The following is a 24,106-nucleotide window of genomic DNA, read 5'->3' as shown; positions in this document are numbered from 1 at the left end:
TCATGGTGCCGACCCGGCGGCGGGGTCATAATGGCAGGAACGGACATAATTGATTCGGTTCAAGCCATGAGCAAAGCCCTGCGCGTCGGACTCCTGCTGTTTCCCGGTTGCATGCCTGCCGGCCTGCTGGCCTTCGCCGATCTGCTGCACGCGGCCAATCGGCGAACCGCACGTACGTTGTTCGAGGTGCGCTTTGTCGCCCTGCGGGCCGGGGCGGTCGACTGCGCGCACGGCGTCAGCCTGCCGGCATCGGCAGCCCTGGGCGACGGCGAGCTGGATGCGCTGCTGGTGCCCGGCTTCTGGGCCGAGTCGGCCGAGCAGGTCGATGCGCTGATCGCGGCGCAGGCCAGCCTGGTGACGGCGTTGCACAAGTGTTCGCGTCGCACCCAGCTCTGGGGCTACTGCGCCGGTGTCTGCCTGTTGGCGGCCAGTGGGCGGCTGAATGGCCAGCCGGCGACGGTGACCTGGTGGCTGGCCGAGGCGATGCGCCAGCGCTACCCGAAGGTGAGCTGGCAGAGTGAGCAGAGCGGCCTGTTCAACGAGCGCACGGCGACCGCATCGGGGGTCAATGGCTACCTGCCGATCGCCGAGCAACTGATTGCGCGTCGCGTCAGTGGCGCGGTCTTCAATGACATCAGCAAGCTCATGGTGCTGCCGCGCCCGGCGGTGCCGCATGCCGCATTCCAGGGGGCGAGCCTGATCGAGCAGCCCAGCGGGTTGCTGCGCCGCCTGCACCCGCTGATCGAACAGTTGCCCGCGCAGGGCATCACCGTGCAGGTGCTGGCGAGCCGACTGGGTCTGTCCGAGCGCACGCTGGCGCGCAAGGTCAGTGGCGAGCTCGGGCAGACGGTGGCGGCCTACGCCCGGCGCATCAAACTGAACCAGGTCAGCGAGCGCCTGACGCTGACCGCGCTGCCCGTCACCAGCATTGGCGCCGAGCTGGGCTTCAGCAGCGATTCCAACCTGCGGCGCATGTTCAAGGCGCTGACCGGGCTGACCCCGGCCGAGTACCGGCAGAAGTTCGCGCGTGTCTGAATGCTGGTCGCGAGTATTGCGGGTCACTCAATCTGCGCCCGCCTGCGGGCCACGCGGAGCAGGCTGTTATCCTTGCGCGATTGCCGCGCCGTCGAAACGAGAGCCAGATGATTGACGACATCCGCTACCTGATCGTGTTCGCCAAGATCGCCGAAGTCGGTTCGATTTCCGGGGGTGCCGAAGCGCTCGGGCTAAGCACCGCCACCGCCAGCCAGCACCTGTCGAAACTGGAGAAGAACCTCGGCAGCGCGCTGCTCTACCGCAGCACGCGCAAGCTGTCGCTGACCCAGGACGGCGAGAGCCTGCTGGAGACGGCGCAATCGATGCTGGCGTTGTACGAGAAGGGCGTGATCGAGTTCAAGCAGCGCTCCATCTCGACCCAGAACCACCTGCGCATCTCGATTCCCGCAGTGTTCATCAACAGCGATTTCACTCGCCATATCGCCGCCTTCATCAAGGCACATCCGCACATCTGCCTGAGCATGTCCTGCAACGACAGCCGCAGCGACATCATCGCCGAGAGCATCGACGTGGCTTTTCGCATCGGCGAACTGCCGGACAGCTCGCTGAAGGCGCGTCACCTTTTCGTGCTGCCGCGCAAGGTGGTGGCGGCGCGCGGTTACCTCGCCGAATGCGGGCCGCTGAGCCATCCGCGCGACCTGCAGGCGCTGAACTGGATCGGCCTGACCATGCGCCCGAACAGTCGCGTGTTCCGCCATGTCGACACTGGCGAGGAGGCGGAGATCAAGTACACCCCCGGCGTGCGCGTGGACAGCGTCGAGGCGTCGTACCAGCTTGCGCGTCATCAGGTCGGCCTGGCGGCGCCGCCGAACTACCTGGCGGACGCAGGCATCCGCCGCAACGAGGTCGAGGCCGTGCTGCCGCAGTGGCAACTGGAGCCGCTGAAGGTCTACGCCGTGTGGCCGCCGAACGTGTCCACCAGCAGCGTCGCCTATGCCCTGATCAACAGCCTGTACGACGCTTTCAACTCACGCTCGCTGGACTAGCGCCGAACACCTGCAGCCAGAGCATGTAGAGCGCGGTGGCGATCAGCGTGGCGCCCATGCTCAGGTTGAACAGGCGGATGCGCAGGCGGCTATTCAGCACCAGGGCGATGCGGTCACCGAGCACCGCCCAGGCCGCCAGCGACAGGTAGCAGACGACGAAGTAGATGGCCATGAAGGCGATCAGCGGGGCGGGCGTCTGCGGGCTGGAGAACAGCGCCGCGCCGGATGCGCAGGCAATCCACGCCTTGGGGTTCAGCCATTGCAGCAGGAAGCCCTGCAGGAAGCTGGGGCGCCCGGCCTTTTCCACCACCAGCTGCGGGCGGGCCGCGGCGATCTTGTAGCCGACATGGATGATGAACAGCGAGCCGGCCATGCCCAGGTAGCGGAAGAACACCGGGTAGCGCTCGATCATCTGCACGAACCAGAAGCCGACGAACACCAGCAGCAGGGTGAAACCGAGGGTCGCGCCGGAGACGAACGGCAGCGTGCGGTAGAAGCCGTGGTTGGCGCCCGAGGCGACGATGACCATGTTCACCGGGCCGGGGGAAATGGACATGCTCAGGGAGAACAGGCACATGGCGAGCAGCAGGGCAAATTCCATCAGGTGACTCCGGGTACGCGGGTTTCAGGGGCGGTGGGGAAGGGCTCAGCGCAGCAGGCCCAGGTTGCCGGTCAGGCGGGTTACCGCCGTGCGCTCGCCGAGCAGGCCGAGGCCCTGGTACTGGATCGCCGCGTCCGGCCCTTGTGCCAGGACCGCGGCGTATTCCGCATAGGAGCGCGTGGTGCGGGTGGCGCTGATCAGGTCGACCACCAGCAGCGCCGGTTCGCTCTCGCGCAGCTGCGCACGCAGCGTTTTCAGCAGGGCCGGCGTGCCCTTGAGGATCGGCAGCGCCAGGGTGGTGATGCCTTCGTGCACCTGGCCCTGATGGTCGCGCAGGTCCTCGCCGATCATCTCCGGGTACAGCCGGCCGAGGCTGGCGGCGAGCACTGCGGCGGTGTTGGCGATCACGCCGAGGGGCAGGGAATCGTCGATGATCAGGACACACTTGGTATCGGCCATGGGGTTCTCGCAAGGCGGGTCGGCGGTGGCTGCGCCGCGCGACATGGCGCTGGCGTCAGGGCACAACGGTAGCCAGAAATGGGGCCGGGATTAACCGGCCAACGTCTAACACTGCCTTCGAGATTTCCGCGTGCGCGGCGCAGGTTCGAGCTGGCCGCGGCGGATCGACCGTTGGCGAAATTGTCCTGGATCGCGATTGAAACTATGCATTCTAGAATGTATGGTTTGCGTCCGATTGCGAGGACCTGTTCATGACAACCAAAGCGCAACGCTGGGGCTTGCTGGTAACGGTGGGCGCCGCGCTGATTCTCATCACGGTGGATCACTCCGTGCTCTACACCGCGCTGCCGACCCTGGTGCGCGAGCTTGGGGCCACGACCCTGCAGGGCCTGTGGATCATCAACGCCTATCCGCTGGTGATGGCCGGGCTGCTGCTCGGTGCGGGAACGCTGGGCGACCGCATCGGCCATCGGCGCATGTTCCTCAGCGGCCTGCTGCTGTTCGGCCTGGCCTCGCTGCTGGCGGCCTTCGCGCCCAGCCCGGCACTGCTGATCGGCGCGCGGGCGCTGCTCGCGGTTGGCGCAGCGGCGATGATGCCGGCCACCCTGGCGCTGATCCGCATCACCTTCGATGATCACCGCGAGCGCAACATGGCGATCGCGATCTGGGGTTCCCTGGCTGTGATCGGCAGCGCCCTCGGGCCGATTCTCGGCGGCCTGCTGCTGGAGCGTTTCTGGTGGGGCTCGGTGTTCCTGATCAACGTGCCGGTGGTGATCGGCGCCTTCATCGCCGGCCTGCTGCTGACCCCGCACAGCGCCCCGGACGAATCGCGCACGTGGGACCTGCTGTCGTCGCTGCAGGCGCTGGTGGCGTTGTCGGCCCTGGTGTTCGCCATCAAGGAAGTGGTCAGCGCGCAGCCATCGTGGCTGCTGGCGGCATTGACCGCCGCGCTGGCCATCGTCGCCGGCACGCTGTTCATGCGGCGCCAGGCGCGGCAGCCCAATCCGCTGCTGGATATCGCCATCTTCCGCAACCCGGCGTTCCTCGCCGGCGTGCTGGGCGCAGCCTTCACCCTATTCGCCATGAGCGGCGTGCAGCTGATCACCACCCAGCGCTTCCAGCTGATCGACGGCTTCAGTCCGTTGCAGGCCGGGCTGCTGGTTTCCGCGGCGGCGCTCGGTTGCCTGCCCAGCGCGCTGCTCGGTGGTGCCTACCTGCACCGCATCGGGCTGCTGCCGCTGATCGGTGGTGGCCTGGTGGTCGCCACCCTGGGCGTGCTGCTGACCTGCTTCGGCCTGCAGCTCGACCTGCTCTGGGTGGTCGCCGGCCTGGCGTTGATGGGCTTCGGCCTGGGCGCGGTGATGTCGGTGGCCTCGAGTGCCATTGTCGGCAACGCCCCGGCGGACCGTGCCGGCATGGCCTCGTCGGTGGAGGAGGTGTCCTACGAGTTCGGCAGCCTGTTCGCGGTGGCCCTGCTGGGTAGCCTGATGGCCGCGCTGTACTCGGCCAATGTGCAGCTGCCGCCCGGTGCCGCCGATGCCGCGCGCGACGGCATCGTCGAAGCGCTGAACCTGGCCGGTGCGGCGGGTATCTCGGGTGACGCCCTTTTCGCCGCCGCCGCGCAGGCGTTCGACCGCAGCTACCTGACCGTCATGTACGTGATTGCCGGCGTGCTGCTGCTGGGCGCCGCAATCACCTCGATCCTGCTGCGTCGCCACGGGCCGGGCTCGGTTGCTTACACTGTCGCCACGCACTGACGTCAACGGAGAGCCAGCATGCGCCTGAGCAATCGCAGCAAGATTCTCGAAGCCGCCATTCGCGTCATCGACCGCGATGGGGTTACCGCGGTCACCTTCGATTCGGTGGCCGCCGAAGCCGAGGTGACGCGCGGCGGGATGATGTACCACTTCAAGACGCGCGACGCGTTGATCCAGGCGATCAACCAGCACCTGGCCGACAGCTGGGAAGCCAACCTGCTGGGCAATGCCGGCAAGCCTGCCGAGGAGGCGACGACGGACGAGCGCTACGCCGCCTACGTGCGCACGTCGGCCAACCTGGCCACGCGTCCCGAGCTGCTGTTCTGCCTCGAAGGTGCGAAGCACCCGGCGCTGACGGTGCCCTGGAGCCGGCTCATCGACAGCTGGGCCGCACCGGCGCCCGATGACATCGACGACCCACAGGCGCTGGCCCGCTTCATCGCCCGCCTGGCCGCCGATGGCCTGTGGATCTACGAGTCGCTGTCGAACCGGCCATTGCCGGTCGCGGTACGGCAACGGGTCACGCAGCAGCTGAACGCCGTGTTCGACGCCGCGCCGGCTGGCAGCGCCGAAGGCGACGCGCCTGCGCAGGCCGGGAAAGGCCGCCGAACGCCGCGCTGAAATATCACCAGGCAGGGCATGGAAGGCCGCAAGAGTGGCGTGCTAGAGCCTGGCGACATACCCTTTGGGCAACGCCGCGCCGGGTTGTGACCACGGCGCGCTATCGACGAGAACCGTGCATTCATCCCCGGCCGCTGCCACGGATGCGTCGCGCACGCTGCGGAGATACCCCGATGAAAAAGACCCTGCTGGCCTGCGGGCCCTTTGCCCCCGCGCTGTTCGATGGCTGTCGCGAACGCTATGACGTCATCCAGCTGGACCCGCCATCTGGTCCTCTGGACGACACGTTCAAGGCGGCCGTGGCCAAGGCCCACGGGTTGATGATCGGCAATCGCCGGGTCGGTGCCGCCGAGCTGGAGGGCGCCGCCCATCTGCAGGTGGTCGCCAGCGTCTCGGTGGGCTACGACCACCATGACCTCGACTACCTGACGCGTCGCCGGATCATGCTCACCAACACCCCGGGCGTGCTCAACGAAACAACCGCCGACCTGGCCTTCGCCCTGATCCTGGCGACCGCACGGCGGATTCCCGAACTGGATGCCTGGACCCGCTCCGGTGGCTGGACAGAGTCGGTCGACGGCGCGCGTTTCGGCTGCGACGTGCACGGCAAGACGCTGGGCATCATCGGCCTTGGCGAAATCGGCGCGGCCATCGCCCGTCGCGGCCGCTTCGGCTTCGGCATGCGCATCCTCTACAGCGGCAACCGGCCGAAGCCGGCGCTGGAGCAGGAGCTGGGCGCGCGCTTCGTGTCGAAGGAGGCGCTGTTGCGCGAAAGCGATTTCGTCTGCCTGGTGGTGCCGCTCACCGCGGACACACGGCACCTCATCGACCGCGCCGCCCTGGCCCTGATGAAACCCGAGGCCATCCTGATCAACATCTCCCGCGGCGGGGTGGTGGATGAGCCGGCGCTGATCGAGGCGCTGGAAAACGGCGTGATCCGCGCCGCTGGCCTGGACGTCTTCGCCAAAGAGCCGTTGCAGGCATCGCGGCTGTTCGAACTGGCCAACGTGGTGGTCGTGCCGCACATCGGCTCCGCCACGCAGGACACCCGCAACGCCATGGCCAGGCGTGCCCTGGACAACCTGCTCGAAGCCCTCGAAGGGCGTACGCCGATGAACCTGGTGAATCCCCAGGCGCTGGCCTGAAGGCCGCCTTGCGTGACCGCGTCGGACGCGCCCTGCGCGCGGGGTAGGGGCCCGCGCCCAGGGTGCGGAAACCGCTGGTCTGCAGCGGACAGATATTTATGCAATCTCGCGGCAACGCGCGAGTCAGAGTCAGTCCATTCCCCACAGGCCACGCGCAATGTCACCCGTAATCATCGCCGAAGACGACCCGTCGGTTCGCGAGCTGCTCGCCGAGATGTTCGAGACCGAGGGCTATCCGGTTCGGACCTTCACCAGTGGCGATGAGGCCTGGTCGTTCCTGGCCAGCTTCGACGGCCCCGTGCAACTGGTGCTCACCGACTTCAGCATGCCGGGCGACCTCGACGGCATTCACCTCGCCCACCTGGTGCGTGACCGCTTCCCGGATCTGCCGATCGTGCTGTCGTCCGGTTTCATGCGCGAAACGCCAGCACTGGACGGCCTCAACGTCATCGTCTTGCCGAAGCCCTGGAGCATCGCCCAGCTCCGTCCGCTGCTGTCTCCCCGGCCCTGAGCACGGACGATGATGAGCTACCAAGCGATGGCCGCCGCGACAGCCCTGTTGACCGGCGCTTGCGCGTTCGCCACCGCCAGCCCGCACGCTCCGTTGCGAGACCCCGCCGAGCCGGAGCGCACGCCTGACGACTGCACCCTCAAGCGCGACGGCGCCGCATGCGAGGAGTCCGACCCGATCTTCCGGGAAGCGATGGAGCAACTGAACCGCCAGCGCGAGCGCGAGGCCGCACCGAAGCCGGCCGAGTCTGCGCGTCAACCCGACTAGTCGTCTCGGTGTGAGAACGCTGTGGTCATCACGGTCGGGCTCGGCGTTGAAGGGATGCTATCTTTCGCAAATAGTCGAATAAAGCGCCAAGGCACTCTCTCAGTGAACACAGTCCGTAATCAATCTCCCTTGCCCGAAGACCTGCGCGTGTTCCTCACCGTGATCCGCAAGGCCAGCTTCGCCAGTGCCGCGGATGAGCTGGGTCTGTCGCCGGCCTACGTGAGCAAGCGCGTCCAGATCCTCGAGGCAACGGTGGGCACCAGGCTGCTGCACCGCACCACCCGGCGCGTGGCCCTGACCGAGGCCGGCGAGCGGGCGCAGCGCTGGGCGGTGCAGATCCTCGACACCCTCGACGAGTTCATGGGCGAGCTGTCGCAGGCGCGCCTGGCGCCGCGCGGGCTGCTGCACATCTGCAGCAGCTTCGGTTTTGGTCGCAACCATGTAGCGCCGGCGGTTTCCGAGCTCGCCGCGACCTACCCGGATCTGGAGATCCGCCTGGACGTGTTCGATCGGGTGGTCGACATCATCAGCGAGGGCTTCGACCTGGAGATTCGCGTGGGCGACGACATCCCCGGCCAGCACCTGAGCCGCAAGCTGGTTTCCAACCAGCGCGTGCTGTGTGCCACGCCCGAGTACCTGGCGCGACGGGGGACGCCGCAGACGCTGGAAGACCTCAGCGAGCACGACTGCCTGGTGCTCAAGGAGCGCAACAACGCGTTCGGCGTGTGGAACCTGCGCAAGGCCGGGCAGGAGCAGTCGGTGCGGGTCAGCGGGCCGCTGTCATCGAACAACGGCGAGATCGTGCTGCAGTGGGCGCTGAGTGGGCGCGGGATATTGCTGCGTTCGATGTGGGACGTGAAGCCGCTGCTGGAGCAGGGCGCGCTGGTGCAGGTGCTGCACGAGTACAGCCAGAGCGCCAACGTCTGGGCGGTGTACCCGACGCGCCTGTCGGACTCGGCCAAGCTGCGCGTGTGCGTGCAGTTCCTCGAGGCGCATTTCCGGCATCTGTCACAGCAGGGCACGGCGTAGCAGTGAGCACTGCGCACCAGGGATACCCAATGATTTCCCTGGTGCGCGCTGCGCTCCCTGCGGTCATCCGTCATGCCAGCCAGGGGTTGGCCTGCAGGTGCATCGCCTCGAACTGGTGGATCGCCGCGGTGCGCTGCAGGGTGCTGCCGATGGCGTCGAGACCCGAGATCAGCGCCTCCTTGCGCAGCGCATCGATATTGAAGGCGATGCGGCGCCCATCCGCCAGGGTGATGGTCTGCGCTGGTAGGTCGACGCGGATGGCGGCGCTCTCGGCCTGGCTGACCAGGGCGCCGAGCGCTTGCAGGTCGGCGTCCTTCAGCTGGATCAGCAGCACGCCATTGCGCTGGCAGTTGTCGTAGAAGATCCCGGCGAAGCTGGTGCCGATCAGCGCGCGAATGCCCAGCTGCTTGAGGCCCCAGACCGCGTGCTCGCGGCTCGAGCCGCAGCCGAAGTTGGGGCCGACGACGAGGAAGCTGGCTGCATCCCACGGCGCCTGGTTGAGCACGAAGGCGGTGTTGCGCGCGCCGTCGGCGAGAAAGCGCAGGTCGAAGAACAGGCCGCGGTCCAGGCCATTGCGGTCGATGCCCTTGAGGAACTGCTTGGGCATGATCACGTCGGTATCGACATTGGCGGCGAGCATTGCGGCGGCGATGCCGTGCACGGTGGTGAACGGCTCCATCTCAGGCCTCCTGGGTCAGTTGGCGAACGTCGGTCAGATGGCCGCTGATCGCCGCGGCGGCGACCATGGCGGGGCTCATCAGGTGGGTGCGTGCGCCCGCGCCCTGACGGCCCTCGAAGTTGCGGTTGGTGCTCGAGGCGCAGCGGTCACCGGCGGCGAGTACGTCATCGTTCATCGCCAGGCACATCGAGCAGCCGGACTGGCGCCACTCGAAACCGGCATCGATGAACACCTTGGCCAAGCCTTCGGCCTCGGCGCGTTCGCGTACCTGGGTCGAGCCGGGCACGATCATCGCGCGCACATGGGCAGCCACCGTGCGCCCGCGCACCACGCGGGCGGCATCGCGCAGGTCCTCGATGCGCGCATTGGTGCAGGAGCCGATGAAGGCGTGGCTGATTTTCACCTCGCTGAGCAGCTCGCCCGCCGTCAGGCCCATGTAGCGCAGGGCGCGCTGCATGTCCTGGCGGCGGATCAGGTCGCGCTCCTGCAGCGGGTCCGGCACCCGCGCGCCAATCTGCACCGCCTGGTCGGGGCTGGTGCCCCAGGTCACCATGGGTTGCAGCACGCTGGCATCGATGTCCACCTGTGCGTCGAACACCGCGTCGGCGTCGCTGTACAGCGTCTGCCAGTGCGCCACGGCCTGTTCCCAGAGGGCGCCCTGCGGTGCCCGCGGCTTGTCGCTGAGGTAGGCATAGACCTTGTCGTCGGGTGCCATGAACGCGCCGCGCGCGCCGGCTTCGACGGCCATGTTGCAGATGGTCATGCGCGCCTCCACGGACAGCGCGCGGATGGTCGGGCCGTCGAATTCGATGGCGTAGCCAGTAGCGCCCGAGGCACCGATCCGCTCGATCAGCGCCATGATGATGTCCTTGGCGGTGACGCCCGCGCCGAGCCTGCCGCTGACGGTGACGCGCATGCTCTTCAGGCGCTTGTAGACCAGCGTCTGGGTAGCCAGCAGGTGCTCGATTTCCGAGGTGCCGATGCCGAAGCCGAAGGCGCCGAGTGCGCCATAGGTGGTGGTGTGGCTGTCACCGGCGGCGATCACCATGCCGGGCAGAATGAAGCCCTGCTCGGGGGCGATGACGTGTTCGATGCCCTGGCGCGTGTCCAGCACGTCGAACAGCTCGATGCCGAAGTCCCGGCAGTTCTCGGCGAAGTAGGACACCTGGCGTGCTCCGCCGGGGTCCGGCATGGTCGCCGTGCGCAGCGGCGCGGTGGGGTTCACATGGTCGACCACACCCAGCGTGGCGGATGGCCGCCAGACCGTGCGCCGCGCTTCGCGCAGGCCGCTGAACGCCTGAGGGCTGGTGTATTCGTTGGCGACCTGGCGGTCGATGTACAGCAGCAGGTGGCCGTCGTCGTCCAGGGTGCAGACGGTGTGCGAATCGATGTGCTTGTCGTAGAGGGTTCTGGGCATGGCAGGGCTCGCGTTTCATTGTTAGGCGAGTGTCCGGGGACATCACGGTGGCCACCTCGAAGGCGTGCCGTGCCAGCTTATTGAATGGCCTTTCTGCATCAATGGGGTTTGAGTAATCACACTGTTCACAGATCGTGCGCAATTGTGGCGTGGTGCGTCGTGCGTCGCCGTTGCTGCGCTTGCTACTCCTCGAAGCGGCCGCTGGGGTTGCGGTCGTGCTCGTAGCGGCGGGTGAGGGGAAAGGCCGGCAGCCAGGCTTCCCGGCGGCTGATCCAGCTTTCGTAGGTCGGTGTCAGCTGGTCAGGGGCATCCAGTGCGCCGAGATTCACCTCGACTTCGTCTGCCGTGCAGGCGAACACCGACGAGCCGCAAGTGGGGCAGAAGTGCCGCCCGGCGTAGTCGCGTGTCTCGCCGCTGATCGTCACCGCGTCCTCGGCGAAGATCGCCGAGGCGTGAAACAGCGCACCGTGGTATTTGCGGCAGTCGAGGCAGTGGCACAGGCCGACCCGGTAGGGCCTGCCCACGGCCACGATGCGCACCGCGCCGCACAGACAGCCGCCGGTGAATTGCTGCATGTTGCGTCTCCTCTGCAGGCGGCAGGCAGCGTGCGCCGATGAGCCCGTGGGCATTCACCGGCGCCGTGCCTGCCGTGATCGGTGGCTGTGACCCTAGCAGCTGAACCACGGCCACGCCGCGCCGACGCCGGCCGATCAGTCGTGGCCTGCTCGGGCATGGCGATGCTGGTCGAGCAGTTCTTCCTCAAAGGCGCTGCCAGCCGCTGAGTGCACGGCGCCGCCTAGGCCCGGGGTGGATTGCGGCGCTGCCATTCGGATACCACGTCGGCCATGGTCGCGGGTGCGCCGCTGCGTATCCAGGCCATGAAGTCGCGGTCGAACTTGAACGCCGGGCCGCACTGCTCGCTCATGAAGCGCCGGACGTTCTGAGTGTTCCTGTAGCGGGTGTCGACCTCCGTCTGCGGGGTGATCTGACCGCCATGCCAATCGAAGTCCATTGTCGTGCTCGCTCGTGAGGGACGTGCAGTGTAAGCCCAGCCCCGGCCGGCATGAAGGGTCCGCTGGATGAACGATTGCGCCGCGCTCGAGGGCGGACATGCATGGATCGGGTTTGCCATAATCATCGCTTCAGCACTCCCGCCGCAGCCCGCCAATGCTGCCGCGCCTTTCTTCACCAGCCAGCGGTGATCGCATGTTTGAAGTAACCGAAGTGTCCATTGCCGAGCTGCGTGCCGCGCTCGAATCCGGCCGCACCACGGCGGTCGAACTGGTCCGGGCCTACCTGGCTCGGATCGATGCCTACGACGGTCTCGACACCGCTACCGCGCTGAATGCCGTGGTGGTACGCAACCCCGAGGCGCTGCAGGAAGCCGAAGCCTCCGATGCCCGCCGCGCCCGTGGCGAGAGCCTCGGCCCGCTCGACGGTATTCCCTATACCGCCAAGGACAGCTACCTGGTCAAGGGTCTTACCGCCGCCTCCGGCAGCCCGGCGTTCAAGGACCTGATCGCCTACCGCGATGCCTTCACCGTCGAGCGCCTGCGCGCCGCCGGCGCCATCTGCCTGGGCAAGACCAACATGCCGCCCATGGCCAACGGTGGCATGCAGCGCGGTGTGTATGGCCGTGCGGAAAGCCCGTATAACGCCGCCTACCTCACCGCGCCATTCGCCTCCGGCTCGTCCAACGGGGCCGGTACGGCCACCGCCGCCAGCTTCGCCGCCTTCGGCCTGGCCGAGGAAACCTGGTCGAGCGGGCGTGGCCCGGCCTCGAACAATGGCCTGTGCGCCTACACGCCGTCGCGCGGGGTGATCTCGGTGCGCGGCAACTGGCCGCTGACGCCGACCATGGACGTGGTGGTGCCCTACGCCCGGACCATGGCCGACCTGCTCGAGGTGCTCGACGTGGTGGTTGCCGACGACGCCGAGCGCCGCGGCGACCTCTGGCGCCTGCAACCCTGGGTGCCGATTCCCGCGGCTTCCACGGTGCGCCCGGCATCCTATGCGCAACTGGCGGCCCAGCCCGCCAGCCTCGCGGGCAAGCGCCTGGGCGTGCCGCGTATGTTCATCAACAAGGATGACGAGGCCGGCACCAGCGAGCACCCCGGTATCGGCGGGCCGACCGGCCAGCGCATCCACACCCGCGCCACGGTGATCGCCCTGTGGGAGGCGGCACGCCAGGCGCTGGAGGCTGCCGGTGCCGAGGTGGTCGAGGTGGATTTCCCGCTGGTCTCCAACTGTGAAGGCGACCGCCCCGGTGCGCCGACCGTGTTCAACCGCGGCATCGTTTCCGAGCAGTTCCTCCACGATGAACTGTGGGAATTGTCCGGCTGGGCCTTCGACGACTTTCTGCGCGCCAACGGCGATCCCAAGCTCAATCGCCTGGCCGATGTCGATGGCCCGCAGATCTTCCCCCACGATCCGGGCACCCTGCCGAACCGCGAGGGCGATCTCGTCGCCGGCATGGACGAGTACGTGAAGATGGCCCAGCGCGGCCTGAAGAACTGGGACCAGATCGAGAGCCTGGCGGATGGTCTGCGTGGCCTGGAGAAGACCCGCAAGCTTGACCTGGACGACTGGATGGACGGCCTGGGGCTCGACGCCGTGCTGTTCCCCACCGTGGCCGATGTCGCCCCGGCGGATGCCGACGTCAATCCGGCCTCGGCGGACATCGCCTGGAGCAACGGCATTTGGGTCGCCAACGGCAACCTCGCCATCCGCCACCTGGGCGTGCCCACCGTCACCGTGCCGATGGGCGTGATGGCCGATATCGGCATGCCTGTGGGGCTGACCTTCGCCGGTCGTGCCTACGACGACTCGGCGCTGCTGCGCCTCGCCGCGGCCTACGAGGCGACCGGCAGCAAGCGCCAGGTGCCGCCACGCACGCCGCCGCTGGCGCAAGGCTAGGGGCTCGCGACGGGGTGGCGCGGCCATCCCGTCCGTCGGCTGGCCGCTTGGCCAGTGCCGGCGGTACGGGCCTGCGACCACCTGCCGCTGTGACGCACTCTCGACCCTGGCTTACGCTGCTTGTGCGTAGCGGCCGGTCGTCGGCGCTAGCGAACCGACCATGGAGATTCGATGAACAGTCATCCCATTGACGGGCGTCACCTGCTGGACGCGCGGCTCAAGGCCTTCAGCGCGATCAAGCTCTTCCTGCTCAACCATGCCCCGATCGACAGCGATGCCAAGCGTGCCGAACTGGATCGGCTGCGTGTGCAGGCGGAAGCGGCGGTACTGGCGTTGAACGAGTCGGCGGCGGCCTAGCCGCCGTTCTCACGTGCGGGGCGAGTGCCCCCGGCAGGCACGTCGCGGCCTACTCAGGGGCTGGCGGGGTGTGGGCCAGGTCGCTCAGGTAAGCGCTGCGGATGCGTTCGATCTCGCCGCTTTCCTTCATCTTGCGCAGGGCCTCGTTGACCCCCGGCAGCTGGTCGGCATGCTGCCGCTGCAGCTTGATCACCAGAGGCGCATCGCTGAGCTGCACGCTGCGGGTGAAGCGCGCCGCATCGAGCTGGCGACTGGCGAGCAGGGTGCTGAACACGTCGTCGACCATGGCGATCGCGTCGACCCGATGACGCAGCAGCAGGTCAAGCAGCGCGGCCTCGTCCGAGGTCTCTACTTTCTGCAGATGGGCATCGCCCAGGGTCTCGCTCAGCAGCGGGTAGGCATAGCCGCGCACCATGCCGACACGCAGCCCCTGCAACTGCTGCAACGGTTGCGCGCGGCTGGGGTGCTCACTAAGAAAATAGAGGGACTCGCGCACATTGAGATAGGGCTGCGAGTAGACGAAGCGCTGGCCGGCGTCGGCGCTGTTCCACAGGGGCGAGTCGGCGTAGTTGAGGTCCAGGCGGCCGTTGTCGAGCAGGAAGTTGAGGCGGTTGGCGGGGTAGAACAGGAACGCCACTTCCAGGCCGTTCTGCTCGCTGACGCGCTTCACCACGTCCACCGCGATGCCGCGCGGATTGCCCTGGGCATCGGCATAACTGAACGGGTGCCAGGTGGTGCCACCACCCAGCCACGGTTGCGCGAAGGCCGATGAGCCGCAGAGCCCGATCAGCAGAATGCAGCCAGACAACGTGTTGCGCTTTATCACCGACATCCCTGCGCCTCCTGGCAAATGCGCGCCAGTCTGCATGACCGGCATGGCAGAAGGATGACGCCCGCCGTCGGGCGCAACGTCACAGGCTAGAGCGGTTGCTTGCGCCAGGGCCGGTGACGGCCCTGGCGCGGAAGCTCAGAAGTCCAGGTCGACCTTGGCCCACAGGGTGCGCCCGGCTTCGTCGATGGCCACCGGGTCGGCCGGGTAGCCGAAGCCCGCATCGCCGGCCAGGTTGAGGTGCTCGGCGTAGTCCTTGTCGAACAGGTTGTCGACGCCGGCACTGAGCTTGAGGTTGTCGCTGACGCGGTAGGCACCGTTCAGCGAGAACACGCCGAAGCCGGCGCTCTTGCCGAAGTCCTGGCCGACCACGTTGCCCTTGCCGGCATCCACGCGGTTCTGCGCGGCCACCAGGCGCCACAGGGCGCCGGCGCTCCAGTCGTCACGCACGTAGCTGAGGCCCAGGCGTGCCTCCAGCGGCGGCATCTGCGGCAGGGCCTGGCCATCGGAGCTGTTCTTGCCCCAGGCGTAGGCCAGGGTCGCGTCGGTGTTCCAGTTAGCGTCGAGGTCGTAGGCCACGCCCAGTTCGCCGCCCATGATGCGCGCATCGATGTTGTCGGCCTGCGAGCTGCTCATGCCCATCATGTCGGTGCTGTAGTTGAACAGGATGTAGTCGCGCACCTGGCCGACGTAGCCCGACGCCCACGCCTGCAGGTCGTCGCTGGCGTACTGCACGCCAACGTCGAGCTGGGTCGTCTTCTCCGGTTTGATGCCGTCGAAGGCATTGTCCGCGCCGGCCGGGCCGCTGCCGGCGGAGAACAGCTCCCAGTAGTCGGAGAAGCGCTGCACGTGGCCGATGCCGGCGTAGAGGGTGGTCGGCGAATCGGCGAGGTCGTGCTCGAAGCGGGCGAAGCCGCTGGGCAGAGTGTCGGCGCGGGTTTCGCCGGCCGTCGGGTTGGGCATGCTCATCATCATGCCGCGGCTTTCCGTGCGGAAGTCCTTGGCCGAGGCGCGGTCCAGGCGTGCTCCGGCGATCACTCGGTTGCGCTCGGCGACCTGCCAGGTCAGCTCGCCGAAGGCGCCGTAGTTGTGCATCACCGCATCCTTGTCCCAGGCGAACTGGTCGGTGTCGGTGTAGGTGTCGGTCATCATGTCGTAGCTGGAGTTGCGCTCGCGGTGTTCGCTGCGCAGCACGTCGACCCCGCTGACCAGTTCGACATCGGTCCATCTGAACGTTGCAGCGAAGCGCCCGCCCAGGGTGCGGCGGTCGACCTGCGAGGCCATCGGCCCGGCCATCATGCTGGTCGGGTCGGGGCTGCGCAGGCTGAAGTTGTCCATCACATGGTCGGCGTAGTTGTAGTAGACCTGCGCCTCGACCTTATCCAGCACGCCACCCAGGTTGCTCTTCTCGAAACGCAGGCCGAGGCTCTCGCGCTCGAACTGTGCGCCGTCCATGCCGCGGCCGGCGTAGCGCGCCTCGCCGTCGCCCTTGCCGGCGGTGAGTTCGAGCAGGGTGTCGGGGTCGGGTGTCCAGCCGATGGCGACGTCGCCGTTCCACTTCTTCCAGCGCGACGGCACGGTGTCTCCGTCGCCATCCGCGTAGTCATCGGACTGCGCCTGGTTGCCCACCGCGCGCAGGTAGCCCAGCTCGCTGCCCACGGCGCCGTCGAGCACCTTGTCGAAGCGGCCATTGGAGCCGGCCAGCACACTGGCGTGAATGCGGCTGCCGAGTTCGCCGAACTGCTCCGGTTCACGCTCGAACAACACCGTGCCGGCCGAGGCACCGGGCCCCCAGAGCACGGTCTGCGGGCCCTTGATCACGGTGAGCTTGTCGAAGGTTTCCGGGGAAATGTAGGAGCTTGGCGCATCCATGCGGTAGGGGCAGGCGCCGAGCATCAGGCCGCCGTTGGTGCGCAGGTTGAGGCGCGAGCCGAACATGCCGCGCAGCACCGGATCACCGTTGCTGCCGCCGCTGCGGATCGCGGAGAAACCGGGAATGGTCTTCAGGTAATCGGTGGCGTCGCTGGCCGGCACCGGCTGACGGGCGTCCTTGGGGTTGGCGATCACGGTCAGCGGGGAGCTCTGCTGGATGGCGGTGATCACCGTCGGCGCGAGGTCCAGGCCCGGGTCGCTGTCGACCATCAGCGGGTGCTCGTGCAGATGCTGGTGTTCCTCGGCAAACACCATGGGGGTGGCGAGCACACCGAGGAACAGGGCAAAGGCGTGGTGCCAGCGCAGGCGGCTGGCCAGCAGGGGTAGGCGGGGTACGGCATTCAGGTGGTGGCTGTGCATGAAACTGCTCCATCAAATAGGGGTAACGCGTTGCGCCGCTCGGGCCAAGGCGTTTGGGGCCGCGCCGGGTTTCTTGCGATCCAGGCTTACGGCCGGTGGATCAATGGCTGTGGGCGGGGGCGTCTTGCGCGGCAGGTGCGTCTTTCAGCACGGGCACCTCGACCTGCACGGCGCCGGCGTGTTCGAAATGCAGCGTCAGGGCGAACGTCTGGCCGGCCTTGAGCGGTGCCTTCAGGCCGAACAGCATCACGTGGTAGGCCATGGGCGCGAAGGCCACGGCGCCGTGGGCGGGAATGTCGACGCTGGCGACCTGTTGCATCTTCATCAGGCCGTTCTGGTGGATGTGTTCGTGCAGCTCGGCCTTGGCCGCGGCCGGGGTGTCGACGGCGAGCAGGCGGTCGGCGCTGTCGGTGTCGTTGCGCACGCTCAGGTACACCGCAGCGGTGGGGGCGCTCGGCGGCATTTCCCGCGACCAGGGCTGGTCGATCTGCAGGCGGGTGGTGGCGTGTTCGTGGGCGCTGGCCAGCAGCGGGGTGCACAGCAGCGCAACGAGCGCGAGGGCGTTGATCGATTTCATGGTGCAGCTCCTCGTTGGAGGTGTGCCCTGTTGCGCCTTGGTGGCGGCCGATGGCAGGGCACGGGTAGGACTGGCTGGCCGGGTCGTGGCGACCGGGTGAAGGCGCGCAAGGTGCGCGTTCACCAGCAGGGCGCGCCACGATCAGGCTGATCGGTGCACTACACGAGGAGAGCGGGCGACGCGCGAGGGTTGAGCGAAGGCCACAGGTGGTGGGGCGGCGGGTGTACCCAGTCGCCGGCGCTGACGGCGGGCACGCCGTGAAGGTGCGCCGGATCGAAGGCCCAGGTGGCGGAGTGGACGGCCACCGCCAGCGATGAAGAGGAGCACAGCGGGCAACTGAATTCGGCGGCGTCTGGTGTCTGCTGCGAGCTGCCGAGGTCGATGCCCGGGCCGCTGTCGCTGCCCATGCTGCAGAACCCGCCATTCAGGCCGCTGAGCTGCAGACCGCTCATCTGCCCGTGATGGATACCACAGGCGAACAGGCTGAACAGGACGCTGGCATACAGCACCCATGCAGTCAGCGAGCGGCGATCGCGGGTCAGGTTCATGGCGGCGACTCTAGCACCCAGTTCGTCAGCAAGAGTAGCAGCGCCACGGTGGTCAATTGCCGCACCAGGCGTGCCTTCGCCCGGCCTGGACATGGCGTGGCATCACTCATCCGCACGGGCCGTGAACCGGCGGGTAGGGCGCCGCCGCTCAACCGCGCGGGCCGCGCAGTTTGCCTGCGGGTAGCTTTTCCCTAGCCAGCGACTACAAAAAACATAATTTCGCGAATGCCTGGCTCTGAACAAAATGCGGCCACATCCCTGATAGCCGCGACTGATCAGAATCAGAGGCAAGCCATGACCGACCTGAACCGAACCGCCTTTCGCACCTCTCCGGAGCAGGCGGCTGAAAAAACCGAGATAGACACGCTGGTGGTAGGCGCCGGGCAGGCCGGTGTGGCCATCAGCGAGCACCTGAGCAAACTCGGTGTGCCGCACCTGGTGCTGGAGCGCAGCCGCATCGCCGAAGCCTGGCGCAGCGGGCGCTGGGATTCGCTGGTGGCCAACGGTCCGGTCTGGCACGACCGTTTCCCCGGCCTGGCCTTCGACGACCTCGACCCCGATGCCTTCGCCTCCAAGGAGCGCATCGCCGATTACTTCGAGGCCTACGCCAAACAGTTCAACGCGCCGATCCGCACCGGTGTCGAGGTCAAGCGCGTGGTGCGCAATGCCGACCGTCCCGGCTTCACAATCGAGACCTCGGACGGGGTGATCGAGGCGCGCCGCGTGGTCGCCGCCACCGGGCCGTTTCAGCGTCCGGTGATCCCGCCGATCGCCCCGCAGGACCCGCGCTTCGAGCAGCTGCATTCCGCCGACTACCGCAACCCGCAGCAACTGCCGGAAGGTGCGGTGCTGGTGGTCGGCGCCGGTTCGTCGGGGGTGCAGATCGCCGATGAGCTGCAACGTGCGGGCAAGCGTGTGTACCTGTCCGTCGGGGCCCACGACCGTCCGCCACGCGCCTACCGCAACCGCGATTTCTGCTGGTGGCTGGGGGTGCTCGGCCTGTGGGACGCCGAGACCGTGCAACCGGGCAAGGAGCACGTGACCATCGCCGTCAGCGGTGCCCGCGGTGGTGAGACCATCGACTTCCGCGCCCTGGCGCACCAGGGCATCACCCTGGTCGGCCTGACCAAGGCTTTCGATGGCGCCGTGGTGCGCTTTGAGTCCGACCTTGCTGACAACCTGGCGCGTGGCGACCAGAACTACCTGTCGCTGCTGGACGCCGCCGATGCCTACATCGCACGCAATGGCCTCGACCTGCCGGAAGAGCCGCAGGCCCGCCGCGTGCTACCGGTGCCGGACTGCGTGGCCAACCCGCTGCTCGAACTCGACCTGGTCGAGGCCGGCGTGACCTCGGTGATCTGGGCCACCGGCTACGCCCTCGACTTCAGCTGGCTGCAGGTCGGCGCCTTCGATGCCCAGGGCAAGCCGCAGCACCAGCGCGGCGTGTCCAGCGAACCCGGCGTGTATTTCGTCGGCCTGCCGTGGCTGTCGCGCCGCGGCTCGACCTTCATCTGGGGTGTGTGGCACGACGCCAAGCACATCGCCGATCACATCGCCACGCAGCGCAAGTACCTCGCCTATCAAGACGCCGGGCAGCGCCAGGCGCACGCACACGCGGCCAGCGAAACGCAGGCGCCGAACGTCAGCATTCTGGGAGTCAGTTGATGCCAACCCATACCCGCATCCGCATGTTCAACACCAAGCACACCTACCCCAACCAGTCCCTGGACAACGACCTCTGCCAGGCCGTGCGCGCCGGCAACACGGTGTACGTGCGTGGCCAGGTCGGCACCGATTTCGACGGCAACCTGGTCGGCCTGGGTGATCCGCAGGCGCAGGCCGAGCAGGCGATGAAGAACGTCAAGCAACTGCTGGAAGAAGCCGGCAGCGACCTCTCGCACATCGTCAAGACCACCACCTACCTGATCGACCCGCGTTATCGCGAGCCGGTCTACAAGGAGGTCGGCAAGTGGCTCAAGGGCGTGTTCCCGATTTCTACCGGCCTGGTGGTCTCGGCGCTCGGCCAGCCGCAGTGGCTGATGGAAATCGACGTGATCGCGGTGATCCCGGACGACCAGCTGTAAGCAGCGTGGACGGCGCCTCTGCCGTCTATCGAGCGGGCTCAGGGTGGCTTGATCGTTCCCACGCTCTGCGTGGGAATGCAGTTCCAGACGCTCTGCGTCTGCAGGACATCCACCCTGCACAAACTGGAGTAGCCGCTGGGTGCTTCAGCCGTGCAAGACCAGTGAATCGAACAGTGCTTTCAAGGAGTCTGCATGACCTTTTCCATCGTCGGCCGCTGCGCCGAAACCGGCATGCTCGGCATCGCCATCAGCTCCTCGAGCATCGCCGTCGGCGCCCGTTGCCCCTGGCTGCGCGCCGGGGTGGGCGCGGTGTCGACGCAGAACATCACCCTGCCGGCGCTGGGCCCGCAGATCCTCGACCTGCTGGAAAGCGGCGAGCCGCCCGCCGCGGCACTGGGCAAGGCGCTGGGCAGCAACGGCTACGGCCAGTATCGCCAGGTGACGGTGCTCGACAGCCACGGCGCGACCGCGCATTTCACCGGCAGCGAGGCGCTCGGCCTGCACAGCGCGCGGGCCGGTGAACAGTGCGTGGCGGCGGGCAACCTGCTGAGCACGCCGCAGGTGATCGACGCCATGGTCGAGGCCTTCGAGCAGAGCGGTGGCGGACTGCCGGATCGTCTGCTGGCCGCCATGCACGCGGCGATGGCCGCAGGCGGCGAAGCCGGGCCGGTGCACTCGGCTGCGCTCAAGGTGGTCGGTGATTTGGTCTGGCCGGTGATCGACCTGCGCGTCGACTGGGCCGAGCATGACCCGATCGCTGAGCTGGATACGCTCTGGAGAGCCTACGAGCCGCAGCTGCACGACTACATCATCCGCGCCCTCGACCCGACCCAGGCGCCGAGCTACGGCGTACCGGGCGACGAATAAGCCGTCCACCCCGCAACGCTTTGTGTAGGAGTCAGCGTGCTGGCGATCACAATGGCTGATCCATTCGACGTGGTGTTGATAGCCACGGATCGCCAGCAAGCTGGCTCCTACAGGTTTCACTGATGAGGTCACCATGCTCGACAGCCGCGCCCTGCTGGAACAACTGATCGCCTTCGACACCACCAGCCGCGAATCGAACCTGGCGCTGATCGAGTTCATCCGCGCCTACCTAGCTGATCTCGGGGTGGCCAGCGAGCTGCTGTTCAATGCCGAACGGACCAAGGCCAACCTGCACGCGCGCCTGGGTCCGGCGGGGCCGGGCGGGGTGATGCTGTCCGGGCACAGCGACGTGGTACCGGTGGATGGTCAGGCCTGGAGCGTCCCTGCCTTTCAGCTGAGCGAGCGCGACGGCAAGCTCTATGGCCGTGGCACGGCGGACATGAAGGGCTACATCGCCTGCGTGCTGGCCGCGGTGCCGGCGTTCCTGGCCCAGCCGCTGCGCCTGCCGTTGCATATCGCCATTTCCTACGACGAGGAAATCGGTTGCCTGGGTGTGCGCAGCCTGATCGAACAGCTGCGCGCCAGCCCGGATCGCCCGGCCATCTGCCTGATCGGCGAGCCGACCGAAATGCGCCCGGTGCTCGGCCACAAGGGCAAGCTGGCGATGCGTTGCGAGGTGCACGGTGCGGCCTGCCATTCGGCCTATGCGCCGCAGGGGGTCAACGCCATCGAATATGCGGCGAAACTGATCGGCCGCCTGGGCGAGATCGGCACACGCCTGACCGCCGCCGAGCGCCAGGACGCGCGCTTCGACCCGCCGTTCTCCACCGTGCAGACCGGCGTGATCAGCGGCGGTCGCGCGCTGAACATCGTGCCGGCCGAGTGCCGTTTCGACTTTGAAGTACGCGCCTTGCCGGCGGACGACCCGCGCCAGGTGGCCAGCGAGCTGCGCGACTACGCCGAGGCCGAGCTGCTGCCCCGGATGCGCGCGGTGAGTGCGGCCAGCGACATTCGCTTCAGCGAACTGTCCAGCTACCCCGGCCTGCTCACCGAACCCGGCAGCGAGGCGGCGCGCTTGCTGGGGCTGCTCTGCGACAGCGAAGATTTCTCCACCGTGGCCTTTGGCACCGAGGGCGGCCTGTTCGACGAAGCCGGTATCGCCACGGTGATCTGCGGCCCCGGCAGCATGGACCAGGGGCACAAGCCGGACGAGTTCGTCAGCCTCGAGCAACTGGCGCAGTGCGATGCGCTACTGATGCGGCTGTGCAAGTGGCTACAGGATTCGGCTGAGCGGTAAGAGCCAGCTTGCGGCGATGCAGCGATCCGAGAGCGCCATACACGCAGTCGTTACGTACAGGATCATTCCCTACGGGCCTGTTCCGCGATAAGGCCTGTGCCTGAATCAGCAGTGGCAGACGGCGCAGACGAACAGCTGAAGCGCTGTTGCCAATCCCTGTCGCCGTTACTTTCGCGCACTTCAGTAAAAGCAGCCTGCCCGGGCGAGGGTGTCGGTAATCTTGTCGATCAGGACCTGCAGGCGGGTGTTGATCGGCAGCCCGGCGTTGTTGGCGATGTTGTAGCCATTGATCACCAGTGCATCGCAGGTGCCGCCTTCACGTGCCGTCTGGTCGATGCTCAGGGCCATCTTCACCGCATCATCGGTGGAGTTCAGGGCGGCGGCGCGCAAGGTCTTGCGTTTCTGTTCCGGGCTGTTGGCAAAGCGCCAGGCCTGCAGCACCGGCGCTATCCGGTTACGGAGCGCCTGGCTCTGCTGCGTTGCTCCCTGTGCGCGCTCGGCATCGTCGAGTAGTTTTTCGGCTTCTGTGAGCGCGCTCATGTCATTCATGTCCTGGGCCATGAACGTCGCGAGCTGCAGCTTGGCTTGTGTATTGCCCAGTTGCACCGCATGGCGCAGCAGCTTGAGGTATTGCTCCCGCTCCTGTGCTGGCCACGCCGCGGGGGCGGGGTAGCGTTCGGCGAGGGCGGTTGCGCGTGCGAGTTCGTCTGCCGCCAGTCGCTCGTTGCTCTGCGGAGGGGATTTGATCATCGCGTCTTCGCGCAGTTTGAGTTGCACGTAGCGGCAACGGGCAAACCGTTCATTGTCACCGTGGCTGAACCCGCTGCTGTTGTCGGCGCCCTCGAGGTGCTGGCTGCAGGTCTGGTGCGCGTCGTGGTTGCTCTGCTGCTCTTGCAGGCGCAGGGCATTGGCGCGCTCGTAGTCGATGGCCTGGATCTGGCCTTGCAGGATCTTCTGGTAGTTCTGCTCGGCTGCCGTCAGCACACTGTTGAGGCACTGATTCTTCAGGTCGAATCCGCTCTGGGTGTTCAGGCCTATGCACCGGGTGAACGGGTCTTCGGTGATGGCGGGGGAGACCCCTTGTAGCGCCTGGAGCATCTCGTGGCCCAGTTGCCCGGATTGCTCGGCAGCGTTGGTGACCGCCTCGGCCTGCGCCTGCTGCGCGTTCTTCTGCTCTTCGGTCCGTTTGCCTTGCGGTAGTGCGGTGTGCAGCAGATAGGGCATCTCGCCCGAGACACGGTTCAACAGTGCAGCGAAGGCGTTGTTTAGCTTGCGGTACTTCCAGCTATCGCACATTGCCAATGCCAGGCTGCGACTCTCTCCGAAGCTGACCGTTGCTTGCTCGGCCAGGGCGCGTGCCTCGCTGTCGCCGATCTGCGGCATGACCCACTGCGGGCCCTTGCTCAGCAGCAACTGCGAGAGTGTCTGGCCATACAGGTGGGCGACCGCGATGCCGCAGGTTTCATCACTGACACTGCGCGTGCTGCCGGCGGTGCGCTGCAGGTACTCGTTGAAGGCACTCCAGGCCGTTGCCGGATCGTTGCTGAGCTTTACAAACGGGGCGTCCACGCCCTGGCTTTTCAGGACTGCGGCGATCACCGCGCTGTTTGCATACAGGTCGTGGGTGAAGCCGTCCTCCGTGCCGGGCGTGGTCGAGCCCAGTGCGCGCCAGCCGGAGGGCTCGCCCAGCACGGCGATCAGGCCATCGAGGCTGGCGCCGAAGCTGTGAGCAGAGAAGGGTAGGGTGAGTACGGAAAGCAGCACAGCGACAGCAGGACGAATGCGCACGTTGGATCTCTTCCAGATTGAGG

25 protein-coding genes are annotated in these 24,106 nt (G+C 67.2%); 14 read left to right on the top strand and 11 right to left on the bottom strand.

The annotated features are described in order from the left end of the window. Positions 1-66 precede the first annotated feature (66 nt). Both IB229_RS06215 and IB229_RS06210 read left to right on the top strand, forming a co-directional pair. Positions 67-1,035 carry a GlxA family transcriptional regulator gene (locus IB229_RS06215; RefSeq protein WP_192326004.1) on the top strand — a complete coding sequence of 323 codons (969 nt, stop codon included), beginning with the start codon at positions 67-69 and terminating at the stop codon, positions 1,033-1,035. A gap of 107 nt (positions 1,036-1,142) precedes the next feature. After that, positions 1,143-2,042 carry a LysR family transcriptional regulator gene (locus tag IB229_RS06210; RefSeq protein WP_192326003.1) on the top strand — a complete coding sequence of 300 codons (900 nt, stop codon included), beginning with the start codon at positions 1,143-1,145 and terminating at the stop codon, positions 2,040-2,042. On the opposite strand, the gene IB229_RS06205 is transcribed toward IB229_RS06210, so the two are convergent. After that, positions 2,020-2,643 (bottom strand): LysE family translocator, encoded by a 624-nt coding sequence (locus IB229_RS06205; RefSeq protein ID WP_192326002.1) that lies wholly within the window; start codon positions 2,641-2,643, stop codon positions 2,020-2,022. The two genes, IB229_RS06210 and IB229_RS06205, sit on opposite strands and share 23 nt — an antisense overlap. 45 nt (positions 2,644-2,688) lie before the next feature. Continuing rightward, complete coding sequence (locus IB229_RS06200) at positions 2,689-3,102, bottom strand: DUF2000 domain-containing protein (RefSeq protein WP_192326000.1); 414 nt, start codon at positions 3,100-3,102, stop codon at positions 2,689-2,691. Positions 3,103-3,353: 251 nt separating this feature from the next. Here IB229_RS06200 and IB229_RS06195 point away from each other — a divergent pair, with 251 nt between their 5' ends. The 6 genes from IB229_RS06195 (at position 3,354) to IB229_RS06170 (ending at position 8,432) form a co-directional block, all read left to right on the top strand. Continuing rightward, complete coding sequence (locus IB229_RS06195) at positions 3,354-4,859, top strand: MFS transporter (protein WP_192325998.1); 1,506 nt, start codon at positions 3,354-3,356, stop codon at positions 4,857-4,859. Positions 4,860-4,877: 18 nt separating this feature from the next. After that, complete coding sequence (locus tag IB229_RS06190) at positions 4,878-5,480, top strand: TetR/AcrR family transcriptional regulator (RefSeq protein WP_192325996.1); 603 nt, start codon at positions 4,878-4,880, stop codon at positions 5,478-5,480. A gap of 173 nt (positions 5,481-5,653) precedes the next feature. Continuing rightward, positions 5,654-6,625: a 2-hydroxyacid dehydrogenase gene (locus tag IB229_RS06185; RefSeq protein WP_192325994.1), complete on the top strand. Its 972-nt coding sequence runs from the start codon at positions 5,654-5,656 to the stop codon at positions 6,623-6,625. Between the two features lie 157 nt (positions 6,626-6,782). After that, entirely contained in the window at positions 6,783-7,136 is a 354-nt protein-coding gene (locus tag IB229_RS06180; protein WP_192325992.1) for a response regulator, read from the top strand. A 9-nt stretch (positions 7,137-7,145) separates the two neighbouring features. Next, positions 7,146-7,403 (top strand): hypothetical protein, encoded by a 258-nt coding sequence (locus IB229_RS06175; RefSeq protein WP_192325989.1) that lies wholly within the window; start codon positions 7,146-7,148, stop codon positions 7,401-7,403. 102 nt (positions 7,404-7,505) lie between these two features. Next, positions 7,506-8,432: a LysR substrate-binding domain-containing protein gene (locus IB229_RS06170; protein ID WP_318652086.1), complete on the top strand. Its 927-nt coding sequence runs from the start codon at positions 7,506-7,508 to the stop codon at positions 8,430-8,432. A gap of 70 nt (positions 8,433-8,502) precedes the next feature. On the opposite strand, the gene leuD is transcribed toward IB229_RS06170, so the two are convergent. From leuD to IB229_RS06150, 4 genes are all read right to left on the bottom strand, one after another. Continuing rightward, positions 8,503-9,111 (bottom strand): 3-isopropylmalate dehydratase small subunit, encoded by a 609-nt coding sequence (gene leuD, locus IB229_RS06165; protein WP_192325985.1) that lies wholly within the window; start codon positions 9,109-9,111, stop codon positions 8,503-8,505. Position 9,112: 1 nt separating this feature from the next. Beyond that, positions 9,113-10,528 (bottom strand): 3-isopropylmalate dehydratase large subunit, encoded by a 1,416-nt coding sequence (gene leuC / locus IB229_RS06160; protein WP_192325983.1) that lies wholly within the window; start codon positions 10,526-10,528, stop codon positions 9,113-9,115. A 182-nt stretch (positions 10,529-10,710) separates the two neighbouring features. Next, the gene (locus tag IB229_RS06155; RefSeq protein ID WP_192325981.1) at positions 10,711-11,103 is read right to left on the bottom strand and encodes a GFA family protein; all 393 of its coding nucleotides are present in this window, start codon (positions 11,101-11,103) and stop codon (positions 10,711-10,713) included. A 221-nt stretch (positions 11,104-11,324) separates the two neighbouring features. Further along, positions 11,325-11,540, bottom strand: coding sequence for a DUF6434 domain-containing protein (locus IB229_RS06150; RefSeq protein ID WP_192325979.1), 216 nt, complete (start codon positions 11,538-11,540; stop codon positions 11,325-11,327). Between the two features lie 194 nt (positions 11,541-11,734). On the opposite strand from IB229_RS06150, the gene IB229_RS06145 reads away from it, so the two are divergent. Together IB229_RS06145 and IB229_RS06140 are read left to right on the top strand one after the other, a co-directional pair. Next, entirely contained in the window at positions 11,735-13,444 is a 1,710-nt protein-coding gene (locus IB229_RS06145) for an amidase (RefSeq protein WP_192325977.1), read from the top strand. Positions 13,445-13,615: 171 nt separating this feature from the next. Beyond that, positions 13,616-13,801: a hypothetical protein gene (locus IB229_RS06140; protein WP_192325975.1), complete on the top strand. Its 186-nt coding sequence runs from the start codon at positions 13,616-13,618 to the stop codon at positions 13,799-13,801. Positions 13,802-13,850: 49 nt separating this feature from the next. Here the strand turns inward: IB229_RS06140 and IB229_RS06135 are convergent, their stop codons facing one another. The 4 genes from IB229_RS06135 to IB229_RS06120 all read right to left on the bottom strand — a co-directional run bounded on the left by IB229_RS06135 (position 13,851) and on the right by IB229_RS06120 (position 18,047). Next, positions 13,851-14,633, bottom strand: a complete 783-nt coding sequence (locus IB229_RS06135) for a substrate-binding periplasmic protein (RefSeq protein WP_192325973.1) — start codon at positions 14,631-14,633, stop codon at positions 13,851-13,853. 135 nt (positions 14,634-14,768) lie between these two features. Continuing rightward, the gene (locus tag IB229_RS06130; protein WP_192325971.1) at positions 14,769-16,922 is read right to left on the bottom strand and encodes a TonB-dependent copper receptor; all 2,154 of its coding nucleotides are present in this window, start codon (positions 16,920-16,922) and stop codon (positions 14,769-14,771) included. A 100-nt stretch (positions 16,923-17,022) separates the two neighbouring features. Continuing rightward, on the bottom strand, positions 17,023-17,499 hold the full coding sequence (locus IB229_RS06125) for a copper chaperone PCu(A)C (RefSeq protein ID WP_192325969.1): 477 nt from the start codon (positions 17,497-17,499) through the stop codon (positions 17,023-17,025). A gap of 158 nt (positions 17,500-17,657) precedes the next feature. Further along, positions 17,658-18,047, bottom strand: a complete 390-nt coding sequence (locus tag IB229_RS06120) for a DUF2946 family protein (protein ID WP_192325967.1) — start codon at positions 18,045-18,047, stop codon at positions 17,658-17,660. 294 nt (positions 18,048-18,341) lie between these two features. On the opposite strand from IB229_RS06120, the gene IB229_RS06115 reads away from it, so the two are divergent. From IB229_RS06115 to argE, 4 genes are all read left to right on the top strand, one after another. Next, positions 18,342-19,712 carry a flavin-containing monooxygenase gene (locus IB229_RS06115; RefSeq protein WP_192325965.1) on the top strand — a complete coding sequence of 457 codons (1,371 nt, stop codon included), beginning with the start codon at positions 18,342-18,344 and terminating at the stop codon, positions 19,710-19,712. After that, positions 19,712-20,131: a RidA family protein gene (locus IB229_RS06110; RefSeq protein ID WP_192325963.1), complete on the top strand. Its 420-nt coding sequence runs from the start codon at positions 19,712-19,714 to the stop codon at positions 20,129-20,131. The genes IB229_RS06115 and IB229_RS06110 overlap by 1 nt, the downstream gene beginning before the upstream one ends. Positions 20,132-20,323: 192 nt before the next feature. Next, positions 20,324-20,998: a DUF1028 domain-containing protein gene (locus tag IB229_RS06105; RefSeq protein WP_192325961.1), complete on the top strand. Its 675-nt coding sequence runs from the start codon at positions 20,324-20,326 to the stop codon at positions 20,996-20,998. A 133-nt stretch (positions 20,999-21,131) separates the two neighbouring features. After that, positions 21,132-22,295 (top strand): acetylornithine deacetylase, encoded by a 1,164-nt coding sequence (gene argE / locus IB229_RS06100; protein ID WP_192325959.1) that lies wholly within the window; start codon positions 21,132-21,134, stop codon positions 22,293-22,295. Positions 22,296-22,475: 180 nt separating this feature from the next. Here the strand turns inward: argE and IB229_RS06095 are convergent, their stop codons facing one another. Continuing rightward, positions 22,476-24,083 (bottom strand): hypothetical protein, encoded by a 1,608-nt coding sequence (locus tag IB229_RS06095; protein ID WP_192325957.1) that lies wholly within the window; start codon positions 24,081-24,083, stop codon positions 22,476-22,478. Positions 24,084-24,106: the final 23 nt, after the last annotated feature.

This window comes from Pseudomonas sp. PDM14, from assembly GCF_014851905.1.
Taxonomy (GTDB): domain Bacteria; phylum Pseudomonadota; class Gammaproteobacteria; order Pseudomonadales; family Pseudomonadaceae; genus Aquipseudomonas.
Note: the sequence above shows the minus strand (reverse complement) of the source record. Positions and strands in the feature narration are given on the sequence as shown.

Bases quoted from the DNA above. Each gene is read 5' to 3' on its own strand.
- IB229_RS06215 (WP_192326004.1), top strand. From the start codon at position 67: ATGAGCAAAGCCCTGCGCGTCGGACTCCTGCTGTTTCCCGGTTGCATG.
- IB229_RS06210 (WP_192326003.1), top strand. From the start codon at position 1,143: ATGATTGACGACATCCGCTACCTGATCGTGTTCGCCAAGATCGCCGAA.
- IB229_RS06205 (WP_192326002.1), bottom strand. From the start codon at position 2,643: ATGGAATTTGCCCTGCTGCTCGCCATGTGCCTGTTCTCCCTGAGCATG.
- IB229_RS06200 (WP_192326000.1), bottom strand. From the start codon at position 3,102: ATGGCCGATACCAAGTGTGTCCTGATCATCGACGATTCCCTGCCCCTC.
- IB229_RS06195 (WP_192325998.1), top strand. From the start codon at position 3,354: ATGACAACCAAAGCGCAACGCTGGGGCTTGCTGGTAACGGTGGGCGCC.
- IB229_RS06190 (WP_192325996.1), top strand. From the start codon at position 4,878: ATGCGCCTGAGCAATCGCAGCAAGATTCTCGAAGCCGCCATTCGCGTC.
- IB229_RS06185 (WP_192325994.1), top strand. From the start codon at position 5,654: ATGAAAAAGACCCTGCTGGCCTGCGGGCCCTTTGCCCCCGCGCTGTTC.
- IB229_RS06180 (WP_192325992.1), top strand. From the start codon at position 6,783: ATGTCACCCGTAATCATCGCCGAAGACGACCCGTCGGTTCGCGAGCTG.
- IB229_RS06175 (WP_192325989.1), top strand. From the start codon at position 7,146: ATGATGAGCTACCAAGCGATGGCCGCCGCGACAGCCCTGTTGACCGGC.
- leuD (WP_192325985.1), bottom strand. From the start codon at position 9,111: ATGGAGCCGTTCACCACCGTGCACGGCATCGCCGCCGCAATGCTCGCC.
- leuC (WP_192325983.1), bottom strand. From the start codon at position 10,528: ATGCCCAGAACCCTCTACGACAAGCACATCGATTCGCACACCGTCTGC.
- IB229_RS06155 (WP_192325981.1), bottom strand. From the start codon at position 11,103: ATGCAGCAATTCACCGGCGGCTGTCTGTGCGGCGCGGTGCGCATCGTG.
- IB229_RS06150 (WP_192325979.1), bottom strand. From the start codon at position 11,540: ATGGACTTCGATTGGCATGGCGGTCAGATCACCCCGCAGACGGAGGTC.
- IB229_RS06145 (WP_192325977.1), top strand. From the start codon at position 11,735: ATGTTTGAAGTAACCGAAGTGTCCATTGCCGAGCTGCGTGCCGCGCTC.
- IB229_RS06140 (WP_192325975.1), top strand. From the start codon at position 13,616: ATGAACAGTCATCCCATTGACGGGCGTCACCTGCTGGACGCGCGGCTC.
- IB229_RS06135 (WP_192325973.1), bottom strand. From the start codon at position 14,633: ATGTCGGTGATAAAGCGCAACACGTTGTCTGGCTGCATTCTGCTGATC.
- IB229_RS06130 (WP_192325971.1), bottom strand. From the start codon at position 16,922: ATGCACAGCCACCACCTGAATGCCGTACCCCGCCTACCCCTGCTGGCC.
- IB229_RS06125 (WP_192325969.1), bottom strand. From the start codon at position 17,499: ATGAAATCGATCAACGCCCTCGCGCTCGTTGCGCTGCTGTGCACCCCG.
- IB229_RS06120 (WP_192325967.1), bottom strand. From the start codon at position 18,047: ATGAACCTGACCCGCGATCGCCGCTCGCTGACTGCATGGGTGCTGTAT.
- IB229_RS06115 (WP_192325965.1), top strand. From the start codon at position 18,342: ATGACCGACCTGAACCGAACCGCCTTTCGCACCTCTCCGGAGCAGGCG.
- IB229_RS06110 (WP_192325963.1), top strand. From the start codon at position 19,712: ATGCCAACCCATACCCGCATCCGCATGTTCAACACCAAGCACACCTAC.
- IB229_RS06105 (WP_192325961.1), top strand. From the start codon at position 20,324: ATGACCTTTTCCATCGTCGGCCGCTGCGCCGAAACCGGCATGCTCGGC.
- argE (WP_192325959.1), top strand. From the start codon at position 21,132: ATGCTCGACAGCCGCGCCCTGCTGGAACAACTGATCGCCTTCGACACC.